The sequence below is a fragment of the Anaerolineales bacterium genome (genome assembly GCA_016928575.1).
Lineage (GTDB): Bacteria > Chloroflexota > Anaerolineae > Anaerolineales > RBG-16-64-43 > JAFGKK01.
Genome location: JAFGKK010000095.1, coordinates 1 through 14,041 on the forward strand (window position 1 = coordinate 1; position 14,041 = coordinate 14,041).

Below are 14,041 nucleotides of genomic sequence, written 5' to 3' on the forward strand. Positions count from 1 at the left end.
ACAATCTCGTCGCTGATGATGGAGGGTTGGTATGGGGCGGCCGGATTACACCGGAATCGGTGGCCGAATTGACCGGAATTTGCACCCGGCAAGATCTCGATTCATATGCCGGTTTAAGGTATACTATAGTTGGTACGAGGGGGTTTCCCCTACGACCAAGCGCCGGCCGCCCCCCTCGGCTGGCGCTTTTTTTTCCGTAGAATGCCGCTGGCAACCATGTATCCCTTCCATCCCGTAATTCCCAAAAATGGAACATCGTCAGCCCCTTGTGTGAGGCCGGCTTTCAGGGCAGGGCGGGGGGTAAGGATTCCCCTTATTTTCCGCCTGACGGAGATGACACTCCGACTGCTTCCGGCTGATACCCAGAGGGGCATAAACCTGTTATCATAGCCCGCTGGCGAGACCTCATGGAAAGAAGCTTCCCCTTCTTGGCTGGTAGTTGTCCGCGGGAAGGCCGGGGTTTCCGAAGATTCGGGAATCCTCCCGGCCCTCCCCGGTTTTCTTGAAGAGGTCAATTCCACCCTTTGGGAGAAGAAGGCATGACGATACCCAGTTTTCTGCGTTCCCGTTTTTTCATTGCCGGGTGCCTTTTTGCGGCGGCGGGCTTCCTGGCGATCCTTTGGACGGTAAGGTTGATGGAATCCGTTTATGACTACCGGTCGCCGCTGTCCTCTGCTCCGCCGTTGGTGCAGGAGCCGCTTGGACACGCCGTTTCGGAACGGCTGGTCATCATCCTGGTGGACGGCCTGCGCGAAGATGTCTCGCACGACCCGGACCTGATGCCGTACCTGCAGACCCTGCGCGAGCAGGGCGCTTGGGCTACCATGCACAGCCGGCCGTTTTCCTATTCCCAGCCCGGGTATTCCACCCTGCTAATTGGCGCCTGGCCGGATCTCAACGACGGCCCCGCGCTCAACATGGACCGAGATGCGATCCGGGTCTGGACTCAGGACAACCTCTTCTCCGCGGTCCACCGCACGGGCGGCGTAACGTTCATCGCGGCGCACGATCCGTTCGAAAAGATGATTCCCGCCCCGGACATCTCCGAAGGCTTCTTCACCGATCATTGCGATCAGTTCGGGGACAACCTGATTCTCAACAAGGCACTGGCGCGGGTCCAATCCGGCGGACAGAATTTGATGCTGATCCATTTCTGCCAGGTGGACGACGCCGGAGACAACCGCGGCGGCCCGAACGGCGCAGCCTACAAAGACGCCGCCACCCGGGTGGACGCGATGATCCAGATGCTGGCCTCGATGATGGATTTCTCGAAGGATACCTTGATGATCGTCAGCGATCACGGCCAGATCGATGCCGGAGGCCATGGCGGTCCGGAGGCGGACAATTTGGTGGAGCCCTTCATCCTGGCCGGGGCGGGCGTTTGGCCGGGGTATTTCGGACAGATGCAGATGGTGGACGTGGCGCCCACCGCCGCGGCCCTGCTCGGCGCCGCCATCCCTTCCTCCAGCCAAGGCCAGGTGCTGTGGTGGATGCTCACGCTGGATCAGGAAGTGCTCGACGCCCTGCCCGCCGCTGCCGGCGTTCAGCAAAAACAATTGTATGAATACTACACAAGGATGATTGGAACCGGAAACACCACCTTCACGGCCAAGCTCGATCTCGAGGAGGAAAACCCGGTCGTCAAATATCAGGCCGGCATCGAACGCGCGCGGGGCAACCGCTTGGGCGGAGAAGTGATGGGCCGCGCCTTTTTGCTGTTCCTGCCCGCGGCTGCGGCAATCTACTTGGGATGGAAATTCTTCAGCCGCAGGCTGTTGGAGCGGGTTTTCCTGTTCCTGCTCTACGCTCTGGCGTTTTCCGCCGTCTACCTGTTCGCCTTCCAGCAGACCTTCTCGCTGAGCCGGGCGCCGAACCAGACGGTCTTCATCCTGGCGATCGTCGTATCCTCCGCGGCGGGCTTTCTCGCCGCTTGGCTCGCGGACGTCATCTGGCGCAAGACCCTTTCGGCGGGGATGGAAGAAGCCGCCGGAAACACCCTTGCCCTGGCGGGCTTGTTCCTGTGCCTTCTATCGTTGTTGGTGGCGGCCCATTTCCTTCTCAACGGGACGGTGGTCCGCTGGACCCTTCCGGAGGTGAACAGCGCGTTCTTCGGCCTGCTGGCGATGATCCAGATCTTCACTCTGGCGATTCTGGGAGGCGTCCTGGCAGGCGCCGCGGCGCTGGCCAAGCGGCCGGCTGTCCGGGAAGCCGGGGTAAAATCGCATCCCAAACGTTCCGTATCGGAGGCTGCGCCGAAGCAGCCTGCGGAGCGCGCCGCGACTTCGAGGAGACGAACCGGCCGCGGCGGCCGCAGACGATAGGACAAATGTCTGAAAAAACCCCGCCTTCAAAGGCGGTTTTTTTTCAACTTAAGCAGACTTTTTCCGATGTTGTGGAGTTGTCAAGCCGGTCCCGGAGCAATTCCGGTAAAGGTATCCGAATCTGTCCCGGAGCGTCTGTCCCGAGCGGAGTGAGGTAAAGCGAAGGAAAGCGACACAGGGCGCATGAGGGGAAGGCTGAGGAGATACCCATATTCTTCTGTTCTTCCCTTGCGGTTCTCCCTCGCGCCCAGCGTGGATGCATTACCGTCCCAGGCCGCGTTCGACCAACGCGAGTGCCTCCTCGCGTGAGCCGACCTCTCCCGCCGCCTGCGCCTCGCGCAGTGCGTCGAGCAGTTCTCCGATCTGCGGCCCGGGACGCAGGTCAAACTCGCGCATCAGGTCGTCACCTGAGAGCAGAGGAGCCGGGTGGACGATCTCCTCAGGCCGTTCGAAATATCCCTCGAGGAGGGAATGCACCGTCTCGACCGCGGACGGCCACGGCTCCGGGGAATCCTCCGCCGGGTGAGAAGCGAGCACATCCGCCAGAAACAGCAGGCAGACCGAAATGCCGCACGGGCCGGTTCCGCGGAAGAAGCGGAACACTGCCCGCCGGGTGACCGGTCCGCTGGATTGCAGCAGGCGCGGACGCATGTGGTTGCGGACGATCTTGGAAATAAAATCCGCCTCATCGTTCGAAAACCGGAGCGCGGCGGAGCGGTATTGGGCCCAATCCGCGCCGAGTTGTTCGTGCCCCAGGTAATGCACCTCGCCGAGGGCGTTCACGCTGCGGGTTTCCGGCTTGGCGGCGTCGTGGAGGATGGCGGCCAGGAAAAGGAGGCCGCGCACCGGGCGCTCATCGCAGATCGGGCGCGCGAGGTATTCGGCCAGGGGTCCGCGGAACCGGTTCAATCGGTCGCGCGCGAAGGCCAGGGCTCCGGCGGCGCGGTCCCCTTCGGATTCTTCCCGCGCCAGTAAATCGCACGCCATCTCCAGTTTTTCCAGAACCGTCAGGGTGTGCCCCCAAACGCTGTCGCGGCGCGATTCCGCCCGTCCCATCCCGTCCAGGCCTGCGGTTTCCGGAAGGATCTCCCTTAACAGCCCGAGTGATTTCAGAGAGGCGACGGCTGCGGCGGCCTTTCGTCCGGACAGGATTCGGAAGAACTCGTCGCGGATTCGCTCGGACGAGGCTCTGCCAAGCACGGCGGCGCCGGCCCGCGCCTGTTCCTTGGTGATTTTTTCGATGCGGAAGCCGAGTTGGGTGGCGAGCCGGACGGCCCGGATAGCCCGCACCGGGTCATCGTCGATGGCGTGCGGAGAACAGGCGCGCAGGATTCCGCCGCGCACGTCGGACTCCCCGCGCAGAGGATCGATCAAACCGGATTCCGCCGCCAGGGGCAGGGCGATCGCGTTGGACGTGAAATCGCGCAGGGCGAGATCCTCCTCGATCGACGCCGTGCGCAGCGAAGCAAAATCGAGCGTGTAGCGGATGTTCCCGCGCAAGAGGATCACGCGGCCGATCCCGCGCTCTGCATCCAGCGGATAGCAGGCGGCGCCGAACGCATCGGCCACCATCTTGGCCGCATGGACGCCGCTTCCGCGCAGGCAGATGTCGATGTCGAAGACCGGCCGGCGGAGAATCGAATCGCGGATGGCGCCGCCGACCAGGAAAGCGTCGCCCTCGGGAAGGTGGGCGCGAATCTCTTCCACGATCGGGGGCAGGGGGAAGCCAGGCGCTTTTCCTTGGGAGTTCACCGTTTTGCTCATCGGATCCTTATTCCGCTTTCGCGGGATGATGAATGCCCCGCGCCTGGCCTCGCGCCCGCCCACGCGAAGCGGGGGAAGCGGGGGGCTTGCCGCGCGGGGGGTCATTTTCCGGAAGGATTTTCCGCCTCTACCGCGATGTACGGAAGGTTGCGGTTATATTCGTCGATGTCCAGTCCGTACCCGAACACATAGCGGTCGGGGATGGCGAAGCCGCAGTAGCGCAGGGGGATCTCCACCTTGCGCCGTTCGGTTTTATCGAGCAGGACGCACACCTCGAGCGAGCGGGGGCGCCGCGCGTGCAACAGTTCCAGGACGGAGGCGAGGGTACGTCCGCTGTCGATGATGTCCTCGACCACCAGCACGTCGCGGCCGGCGATCGCGGATCCCAGGTCGAAGGTGATCCGCACCTGCCCGGAGGATTGGCGCGCGCTCGGAGCGTAGGACGAGACCGCCATGAAATCCACAACAAGCGGGATGCGCAGCTGGCGCACCAGGTCCGCCAGGAAGATCACGCCGCCGCGCAGGATGCAGACCAGCATCGGGTTCTTTCCGGCGTAATCGCGGTCGATCGCCTCGGCCAATTCCCGAACCCTGGCCTGGATCCGCTCGGCGGAGATCAGCACTTTCTGTCTCTGCGGCGGGGATACCGGTGCGCCGTTCATGCCCTCGGCACCTCGTGGTGCGCGCGGCAGCGCGCTTCGTAGAGCTCGCCGGCACCCACGACGAGGACCGGTTCGTGGGCGCCGGCCGGCCGGCCGTTGATCAGCCGCTGGGTGCGTGAGGCGGGTTCGCCGCAGACCATGCAGATCGCTTGGAGCTTGTCGAGCCGCTCGGCTTGGGCCATCAGGGCCGGCATCGGTCCGAAAGGTTCGCCGCGGAAATCGGTGTCGAGGCCGGCGACGATCACCCGCACGCCCGCGGATGCCAGCTTCTGCGCGACGCGGAGCAGGTCGTCGTCGAAGAAATGGGCATCGTCGATCCCCACCAGGCCGGTCTCGGCTTCCACCGCCGGCAGGATTTCCTGCGCGGAGCGGACCGGCACGGCGTCGAATTCCGCGCCCGCGTGCGAGGCGACCTTGGCGCAACCGTATCCGGCGTAGCGCGAATCCGCCGCCGGGAAGAACACCTGAACCTTCTGGCGGGCGATGCGCGCGCGGCGCAGCCGGCGGATGAGTTCGTCGGTCTTCCCGCTGAACATCGGGCCGGTGATCACCTCGAGCGAGCCGGTGGCGGGCATGCGCAATCCTCTTTCCAAAGAACCAAGTTTACCGCAGAAGGGGAAAACCGATTCGGGTCCTCCCCAGCTTTCCCCAAACGGCGCTGAGATTCTCCTCATCGAAATCTCTCGAGTTGCCGGATTGGCAAGGGAGAAAAGGGGAGGGAGGTAGGGATCGTGATTGCAGTGCCTTTTTTCGGCATTCCATCGGGGGGAATAGGGGAGGGGCAAACGAACCGGGCAGTCGATCGACTGCCCGGTGGGATTTCATGAGCGGGTCCCGGCTCAGGCCGCCGGGGTTTCTACCGCGGCGTCCGGCGCCGGTTCGGCGTCGCCGGGAAGGACGAAGCCGCGCGAGCGCATGCGCTTCTTCATATCGATCAGACTCTTACGTCCAAAGCCCTCGATCGCGAGCACGGCGTCGTCGCCCAGGGCGAGTTTCTCCAGCGCTTGGCTGATCTTCTCGATGCCGGCCTTCCTCAGCGCACCTTCGACGCGCTCACCCAGCTCGAGAATCGAGATCGGCTGGTCGGTGGAGGTTTTGGCCTCCTCGCGCGCCTTGGCTTCGGCCACGTACTGCGAGCGGGCTTCCAGCTTCTTGTAGAAGCGGTCGACTTGGCCTTCGGTGTCGACGATGCGCTGTTCGCCGGTGAAGAGCGGATGGCACTTCGAGCAGATGTCGGTGCGGATCGTCTCCACCGTGGATCCGGTGTGCCAGGTGTTACCGCAGGCGCAGATCACGGTGGCGTTCGGGAAATACTTCGGATGAATTTTCACTTTCATCGGATGGTCTCTTTCCGTCCAGAACCCGTAGAGGTACCGGGCCGCTGGGGAATGGAAGGGCCGGGTCAGGCGGCCTTGGCTTCCGGCGGCAGGACGTTAACTTTGCGGCGTCCGCCGCGGGCGAACTCGAATTGCACGACTCCGTCAACCGTGGCGAAGAGCGTGTCGTCGCGGCCCTTGGCGACGTTCTGTCCGGGGCGGATGCGGGTCCCGCGCTGGCGGATGATGATGGTGCCGGCGTGGATGAACTGGCCGCCGTAACGCTTGACGCCCAGGCGCTGGGACTGGCTGTCGCGGTTGTTCCGGCTGGAGCCGGCGCCTTTCTTGTGGGCCATGGTTAATCCTCCGATCCTTTCTTGCCGGCGGTGATTTTTTCGACGCGCAGCCGGGTGTACTCCTGGCGGTGGCCCTGGGTCTTGCGGTAGCGCATTTTGCTTTTGTAGTGGAACACGCGCACCTTGGGCCCGCGGACGTGTTCGAGGACGACGGCTTTGACCTTCGCCCCGGAAACCGTCGGCGCGCCGACGTTGACTTTTCCGTCGTCGGTGACCATCAAAACTTCCTCGAATTGGTAGGATTTTTCGGGTTCGGCGGCGAGGCGGTCGACTTCGAGGATGGAGCCTTCCGAGACGCGGTATTGTTTGCCGCCGCTTTGGACGATGGCGTACTTCATATCCGGCTACTCCTTCTTGGACCGGCGGCCACGCCGAATGGGCCCGGGCGCCGGGGGAGTGGATTCAGGCATTTGCCCCGGAAAGGCCGCCCCGGGGCAACGCGAAGGGATTATACCAGCCCGAGAGCGGATGTCAACGGCGGGCTCGAACGGCAGGTTGGCGCCGAGGCGAGGCGGCGAATCCGACTCGTTTTCCGCAGACCGACTCGGCCTTAAGGCCGAGTCGGTCTGCGGAAAACGGGAAAGCCGGAATCGTGCCAAAAAAAAGGCGGATCGTACGATCCGCCCTGCAACAGCCCCTCACCGACCCCTAATCACTTGCTGCCGATTGGGATCACTGCCAGGATGCGCTGCTTTACCTCATCGTCGAGCGGCGCATTGTGGGAAAGCGAGATCAGCCCCCAGGCGACGGACTTGCGCACGTCTTTGTCTTCATCCTCGAGCGCGGCGATCAGCGGCTCGACCGCGCGGGTGTCGCCGATTTTCCCCAGCACCTCGGTGGCGGCTTTGCGCAGCCGCCACTCCCGGTACTGCAGGGCGGTGATCAGCGGCTCGACCGAGGGAGCGCCGATCTTGATCAGCGCCTCGGATGCGGCTTCGCGGACTTTGAAGTACTCGTCCTTGAGCACCGGAATCAGCGGCTCGACCGCGCACGGATCGCCGATTTTTCCCAGCGCCTCGGCCGCCGCCTTGCGGATCATGTACCAGCCGCCGTTTTTCAACGCGGCGATGAGCGGTTCCACCGCACGCTTGTCGCCGATTTTCCCCAGCGCTTCGGCCGCGGCCATGCACACCCCGTAATATTCGTCGGAAAGCGCGGCGATCAGCGGCTTCACCGCCGGTTCGCCGATCTGCCCCAGAGCTTCCACCGCCGCCTTGCAGACCTCTTCGTTCTCATAGCGCAAGGCGGTGATCAGCGGATCGACCGCCGGCTTGCCGATCCGGCCGAGCGAACGCACCGCCGCCTCGCGCTCCTGCCACTCGCAGCTCGGCACCACTTCCTCGTCCTTGAGCGCCGTGATCAGCGGATCGACCGCCGGGGCGCCGATCGCCACGCATTCGTCCCATTGCCGCTTGATGATCCAATAATAGGCGCCGGCCTCGTCTTTTTCGGGCTGCCAGTCCAGCTTGACCAGGATCTTGATCGCCGCCTTGCGAACTTCCTTGTTTTCGAATTTGAGCGCGTTAACCAACGGATCCACCGAGGGCGGGCCGATCCGCACCAGGCCGATGGCGGCCGCCTCGCGCACCTCCGCGGAATCGTTTTTCAGCGCGTTGATCAGCGGATCGACCGCGTGCGGATCGCCGATTTTCCCCAGGACCTCGACTGCGGAAATCAGCACCTGGCCCCGCTCCTCCTTGAGCACGTCGATCAACGGGGCGACGGCCGGGTCGCCGATCTTGACCAGCGCCTCGGCGGCGGATTCGTGCACGTCCACTTCGCGGTCCTTGAGCGAATCGATCAGCGGCTCGACGGCGCGGGCGTCGCCGATCCGTCCCAACGCCTCGGCCGCCGCCTCGCGCACGTTGCGCGAGATGTATTTCAGCGCGGCGATGAGCGAATCCACGGCCCGGGCGTCGCCGATCCGGCCCAGCGCCTTGGCCGCCGCCTCGCGGATGAAGACGTATTTCTCGACCAGCTCGTCGATGATTTCCTTCTCGGAGCGCGTGTCGGTCAGCTTCTGGCGGGCGAGGGCGGCTTCGAAGAGTTCGTAGTAGTCCCACTCCAGCGCGCGGATCAGCGGCTCGACGGCGCGGGCGTCGCCGATTCGGCCCAGCGCCTCGGCCGCGAACTTGCGCAGGTCTTCCTGCTCATCGGCCAGGGCTTCGATCAGCGGATCCACGGCGTGGAGGCTGCCGATCCGGCCGAGGGCCTCGGCCGCCACTTCGCGCACATGGCCGGCGTCGTCCTTCAGCGCCGCCACCAGCGGCGTCACCACGCGCTCGTCGCCCAGCCGGCCGAGAGCCTCGGCCGCTGCGTCGCGTACCCTCCAATCCGGATCGTGCAGGGCTTCGAGCAGGGGATCGACCGCCCGCCGGTCGCCGATCTTGCCGAGGCTTTCGGCGGCCGTCTCGCGCACCGGCGGATGCGTGTCCTTCAACGCCCGCAGCAATGGGTCGAAGGCACGGCCGTCGCCGATCTTACCCAGGGCGACCACGCAGGCTTTGCGGATGTCGCCGTCGGCGTCCGCCAGCATCGAAACCAGCGGCTCGACGGCCGCCGCCTTGTGGGCCACGCAACGGTCCCAATTGCATTTGGAGATCCAGAAGTGCACGCCGGCGGCGTCGGCTTTCGGCTGCCAGCCCAGGCGATCCAGCGCTTCGGCCGCCGCCAGGCGCGCGTGCTTGTCCGGGTCGCGCAATCCGTAGATCAGCGGGTCGACGGCCATCCCGTTGAAGCGGCCGATCGCCTCGACCGCGGCGGAGCGGATGCCCCAATCCTCGCTGTGCAGGGCTTCGATCAGCGGCGGGATGGCGCGCGGATCGCCGATGGCGCCCAGCGACCGCGCGGCGTACGCGGCGACCGGACTTTCCCGCAAGGCCAAGATCAGCGATTCGACAGCGGATGCCCCGATCTTTCCAAGCGCTTCGGCCGCCGCCTGGCGAACATTCCCCTCGGCGTCCTTCAAGGCCCGATACAGCGGTGGAACGGCGCGCGCGTCGCCGATCGCTCCAAGTCCGCGGACGGCGGCCAGGCGGACGTCGGACTCGGGATCTAGAAGGAATTCCAACAGCGGCGCGACTCCGTCCGCGCCCATACGGCCGAGGGCTTCGGTCACCTCGTTGCCGATGAATCCCCAGCCGGTTCCGCGCAAGGAGTTGATCAGCGGCGGAATGGCGCGGGCGTCGCCGATTTGGCCCAGAGCGATCGAGGCAGCCCGGCAATCCGACCAATCCCGGTCGGCCAGGACGCGGATCAACGGAAAGACTGCCGGGGAGCCGATCTCGGCGCACGGGGCGATGTTTTTTTTCGAGATCCAATAATAGGCGCTGGCTTCGTTTTTCATCGGCCGCCAGTGGAGCGCGTCCAGGGCGTCGGCGGCGGCACGGCGCACGTCTTTATCCTCGTCTTTCAGCGCGTTGGTCAGCGGCTCGATGGCGCGGATGTCGTTGAGGCTGCCAAGCGATTCGGCGGCGGCTTTGCGGACGAACCACGCCTTGCGGTAGCCCAAGGCCCGGGCTAGGCCCCTCACGTTGCGCTTGGCCGTCAGGCGTTCGATGTTCGGCGGTCCGAAAAGGAACATGGCTTTCTTCTCCTTGCGGTTTCCCTGAACCCTCCCGGCCGGAAGGTCGCCTCCGGCGGTAGGCGAAAACGGAAATCCGCCTCCGAGAAAAGAGGATCGGATTCGGGCGGGTTGGATTGCGGATAATGAATAATAAAAACGGATGATGCGAATCAGGTGATTGCATGATTACTCTACCATACGGATTGCCCGAGAAAACATAGGAGAATAGTAGGTATGACTCCCGGGGCCGCGTTTGCGCCCCGCCCGCGTGCTTGAAAAAGCCGGATCCAGCCGCCGATCGGACCGGCAATCTTTTCATTATTGAAACGCACGACAGCCGGATGCCGTCTCGCTCCAAGCCAACGATGGCAGGACTAATGGGGTAACGGGCGCATGCGATCCGGCGGCACAACCTTGGCGGGTTTCGGGGAAGGACGGGCGGCGCCGGACGATCGAACGAAAAGACCGCGGTGCTTTTCCCCGCAAACGCCTCCCCCAACGATCCTTCCTCGCCTTCTCCCTCCAAACTGCGGATGACGGGGAAGTCAATGCAGGGGTCAATACGCCACCCGCGGTCAGTCGGCCGAAGCGGTGGGTGAGGGAGAAAGTTTGAAGAGCAGTGGGCATAGGTCCTCGGAAATAAAGCGGTCGAGCAGCCGGTAATCTTCCAGCGGATCGAGACCCCGGATGGGGTACGAGGCAGGCCGTCTCGAGACGGCCGCCGAAGGGCGGCGGCCTACTCGACCGGCTTATCCGCCGCGGAGGTTTGATGCGCCCCGCGCAAAGAGCCGCGCGGCGGTGATCGACCAGCCAATCCGACACGCGTTTTTTTTCGGCCGCCGAAGAACGGCGGCCTACCCCGACCACGCCACGTCTCAGCCGACTCCCGCTTCCCCTGCTTCCCCCGCTTCCCGAGAGCGGGCGTGAGGGCGGGCGCGGGGCAAATCCGGCTGTTCCTTCTCCCCCTGCAGAGCGGCCCGCAATGATTCGAAGGCCGCGAGTATTGTTTGGCAGTCTTCGGGGGGCATTTTCTCGAACCGCTTCGAAAAAAGCGCAACCGTTTCCGCGCGGACCCGGTCGACCAGCGCATTTCCGCGAGCAGTTAGACGCAGTTCCACCCGCCTTCGGTCGAACTGGGAATCCGGACGCCAGATCAAACCGCGGACGGCCAGGCTGTTGACCATCGCCGAGACGGTCGGCGGCGTGAGGCCGAGGTGTTCGGCGAGTTCGCGAAGCGCGGAGCCGGGTTTGCGCTGAAGGAAAAGGAGGGTTCGGAACTGCGGAACGGTGAGGTCCGCGCCCCGGCGGCTGCGCATTTCATCGCGGATGAGACGCATCGCAAAAGGCGCGACATCCAAAATCTCGCGGGCGACAGCCTCGGCGGTGTTTTTCATATGGTTAGATATCCAAAAAATTAGTTTATCTAATTATAATCGGCATCCCTGACGATGAAAAGGGCCGCCTGGAAAAGGGGAAAAAAGGCCTTTGGATTGGTATAATTCACCCCATGCCCGAAAAGAAAGAAAACAAAAACCCCCCTGTTTCCGTGGGAAAAGTCCACGACGTAGACATCGACGAGCAGGTTCGCCGCGCGTACCTCGATTATGCGATGAGCGTGATCGTTGCCCGGGCCCTTCCCGACGCCCGCGACGGGCTTAAGCCCGTCCACCGGCGGATCCTATTCGGAATGCACGAACTCGGCGTGCGCGCCGGAAGCGCCTACAAAAAGAGCGCCCGCATCGTCGGCGAAGTGCTGGGCAAATACCACCCCCACGGGGACATGGCGGTCTACGACGCCATGGCCCGGCTGGCGCAGGATTTTTCGATGCGCTACATGCTGGTCGACGGGCAAGGGAATTTCGGCTCGATCGACGGCGACGCGCCGGCGGCCATGCGCTACACCGAGGCCAGGCTGAACAAGCTGGCCGAGGAGATGCTGCTTGACATCGACAAGGACACCGTCGATTTTACGGACAACTTCGACGGCACGCTCAAGGAACCCGTAGTCCTGCCGGCCCGGCTGCCCAACCTTCTGTTGAACGGCTCCTCCGGCATCGCAGTCGGGATGGCGACCAACATCCCGCCCCATAACCTGCGTGAATTGGCCGCCGCGATCCGTTACTTGATCGACCGCCATGACGAGATGGACGAAGTGACCGTGGAGGACCTCATGCAGCACATCCACGGCCCGGATTTCCCCACCGGCGGGATCATCGTCGGGATGGAGGGCATCCTCTCGGCCTACGGCACCGGGAGGGGGCGGATCGTGGTGCGCGGCAAGGCCCACATCGAGGAGATGGCCGGCGGCCGCTACCGGATCCAGATTACTGAAATCCCTTACCAGGTCAATAAAACCGCGCTGATCGAGCGGATCGCCGAATTGGTGCGCGAAGACCGGATCGACGCGGTCTCGGACCTGCGCGACGAGAGCGACCGGCGCGGGATGAGCATCATCATCGAACTCAAGCGCGGCGCCGCGCCCAAGCCCGTCCTCAACCAACTGTACAAATACACCCCGCTGCAGAGCACCTTCGGCGTGCAGATGCTTGCGCTGGTGGACGGCGAGCCGCGGCTGATCACGCTCAAGCGCGCGTTGCAGATCTACATCGAGCACCGCCAGGCGGTGATCACCCGGCGGTCGAATTTCGAACTGGCGCGGGCGAAAGCCCGGGCTCACATCCTCGACGGCCTGTTGATCGCGCTCGCCAACCTCGACGCGGTGATCAAGACGATCCGCGAATCCAAGGACGCCGATCAAGCCAAAGAGCGGCTGATGAGCCGCTTCAAACTCAGCGAACTTCAAGCCCAGGCGATTCTCGACATGCAGCTGCGGCGCTTGGCGGCGCTGGAACGCCAGAAAATCGAGGACGAGCACAAGGAAGTGTTGAAAACTATCGCCTTCCTCGAGGACCTGCTGGCGCATCCGAAGAAAATCCTGACCTTGATTCAGGGCGACCTGGACGACCTGGCGGACAAATACGGAGACGAGCGCCGGACGACGGTCGCCGGAGGCGCCAGCGAGGAGCTGCGCGAAGAGGACCTGGTGCGCGACGAGGCGGCGCTGGTGAGTATCACCCACCGCGGCTACATCAAGCGCGTGGCCGCGCGTGTCTACCGCACCCAAGCCCGGGGCGGCAAGGGCGTGACCGGCCATGACCTGCGCGAGGAGGACGAGGTCGAGTTCCTCTTCCCGGCGCGGACCCTGAATACGATCCTGTTCTTCACCGACAAGGGCAAGGTCTACAGCGAGAAAGCCCATCGCATCCCGCAGGCCGACCGCAACGACCGCGGCAGTCCGGTGGCCAACGTCCTGGCGGTGGGCGCTGGGGAAACCGTGACCGCCGCGGTGGCGGTGCCGTCCTTCGAGGCGGCCGCCTTCTGCACGATGGTCACCCGGCGCGGGAAAATCAAGCGGGTATCGCTCAAGGAATTTGAATCGGTCCGCCCGTCGGGGCTGATCGCCATCACGCTCGAGGAAGGCGACAGCTTGGATTGGGTGCGGGCGACGACCGGCGCTCAGGAAGTCATCTTGGTGACGGAGCGCGGCCAAGCGCTGCGCTTCCCGGAGAGCCAGGTGCGGCCGATGGGCCGGCCGGCGGCCGGGGTGACTGGAATCCGCCTAAAGCCAGGCGATGCGGTCGCCAGTGCCGAGGTGGTTGATCCCGAAGGAGATCTGCTGGTGGTGACGACCAAGGGGTTCGGCAAACGCACGCCGCTCGCGGAATACTCGCCCAAGGGGCGCGCGACCGGCGGAATGGCGACCATCGCCCAGAAGGCGATCGACTCGACCGGCCCGATCGCCGCGGCGCGCGTGGTGCGCGAGGGCGACGACCTGACCGTGATCACCTCCGGCGGCGTGGCTCTGCGCACCGAGGTCAAGGCGATCCGGCGCGCCGGACGGGCGACGATGGGCACCCACGTGATCCATTTAAAGGAAGGGGACACCGTCGCCTCGATCGCGCGCATCTCGGCCGCGGACTTGAAGGAGGCCGAGATCGAAACGGACGCAAAGGAAAAAACCCACAACCCAAAGAGCGGGTAAGCCGGACATCCCGGC

Annotated in this window: 10 protein-coding genes; 2 read left to right on the forward strand and 8 right to left on the reverse strand. The window is 64.3% G+C overall.

Annotation, left to right across the window (positions count from 1 at the left end; all coding sequences use genetic code 11):
• The first annotated feature begins 539 nt into the window (after positions 1 to 539).
• Entirely contained in the window at positions 540 to 2,321 is a 1,782-nt protein-coding gene (locus JW929_12060; GenBank protein ID MBN1440133.1) for an alkaline phosphatase family protein, read from the forward strand.
• Positions 2,322 to 2,582: 261 nt separating this feature from the next.
• Here JW929_12060 and JW929_12065 read toward each other — a convergent pair whose 3' ends face one another.
• The 8 genes from JW929_12065 to JW929_12100 form a co-directional block, all read right to left on the reverse strand.
• Complete coding sequence (locus tag JW929_12065; GenBank protein MBN1440134.1) at positions 2,583 to 4,085, reverse strand: CCA tRNA nucleotidyltransferase; 1,503 nt, start codon at positions 4,083 to 4,085, stop codon at positions 2,583 to 2,585.
• A gap of 101 nt (positions 4,086 to 4,186) precedes the next feature.
• Positions 4,187 to 4,747 carry a hypoxanthine phosphoribosyltransferase gene (gene hpt, locus JW929_12070; protein ID MBN1440135.1) on the reverse strand — a complete coding sequence of 187 codons (561 nt, stop codon included), beginning with the start codon at positions 4,745 to 4,747 and terminating at the stop codon, positions 4,187 to 4,189.
• A complete protein-coding gene (locus tag JW929_12075; protein MBN1440136.1) occupies positions 4,744 to 5,322 on the reverse strand; it encodes a thymidine kinase in 579 nt (192 codons plus the stop codon). The genes hpt and JW929_12075 overlap by 4 nt, the downstream gene beginning before the upstream one ends.
• A 264-nt stretch (positions 5,323 to 5,586) precedes the next feature.
• Complete coding sequence (gene rpmE, locus JW929_12080; protein ID MBN1440137.1) at positions 5,587 to 6,084, reverse strand: 50S ribosomal protein L31; 498 nt, start codon at positions 6,082 to 6,084, stop codon at positions 5,587 to 5,589.
• Between the two features lie 65 nt (positions 6,085 to 6,149).
• Positions 6,150 to 6,419, reverse strand: a complete 270-nt coding sequence (gene rpmA, locus JW929_12085) for a 50S ribosomal protein L27 (GenBank protein ID MBN1440138.1) — start codon at positions 6,417 to 6,419, stop codon at positions 6,150 to 6,152.
• A gap of 2 nt (positions 6,420 to 6,421) precedes the next feature.
• The gene (gene rplU, locus JW929_12090) at positions 6,422 to 6,757 is read right to left on the reverse strand and encodes a 50S ribosomal protein L21 (GenBank protein ID MBN1440139.1); all 336 of its coding nucleotides are present in this window, start codon (positions 6,755 to 6,757) and stop codon (positions 6,422 to 6,424) included.
• A 314-nt stretch (positions 6,758 to 7,071) separates the two neighbouring features.
• Complete coding sequence (locus JW929_12095; GenBank protein MBN1440140.1) at positions 7,072 to 10,002, reverse strand: HEAT repeat domain-containing protein; 2,931 nt, start codon at positions 10,000 to 10,002, stop codon at positions 7,072 to 7,074.
• Between the two features lie 857 nt (positions 10,003 to 10,859).
• A complete protein-coding gene (locus JW929_12100) occupies positions 10,860 to 11,378 on the reverse strand; it encodes a winged helix-turn-helix transcriptional regulator (protein MBN1440141.1) in 519 nt (172 codons plus the stop codon).
• A 113-nt stretch (positions 11,379 to 11,491) separates the two neighbouring features.
• Here JW929_12100 and gyrA point away from each other — a divergent pair, with 113 nt between their 5' ends.
• The gene (gene gyrA, locus JW929_12105; GenBank protein ID MBN1440142.1) at positions 11,492 to 14,026 is read left to right on the forward strand and encodes a DNA gyrase subunit A; all 2,535 of its coding nucleotides are present in this window, start codon (positions 11,492 to 11,494) and stop codon (positions 14,024 to 14,026) included.
• The last annotated feature ends 15 nt before the right edge of the window (positions 14,027 to 14,041 follow it).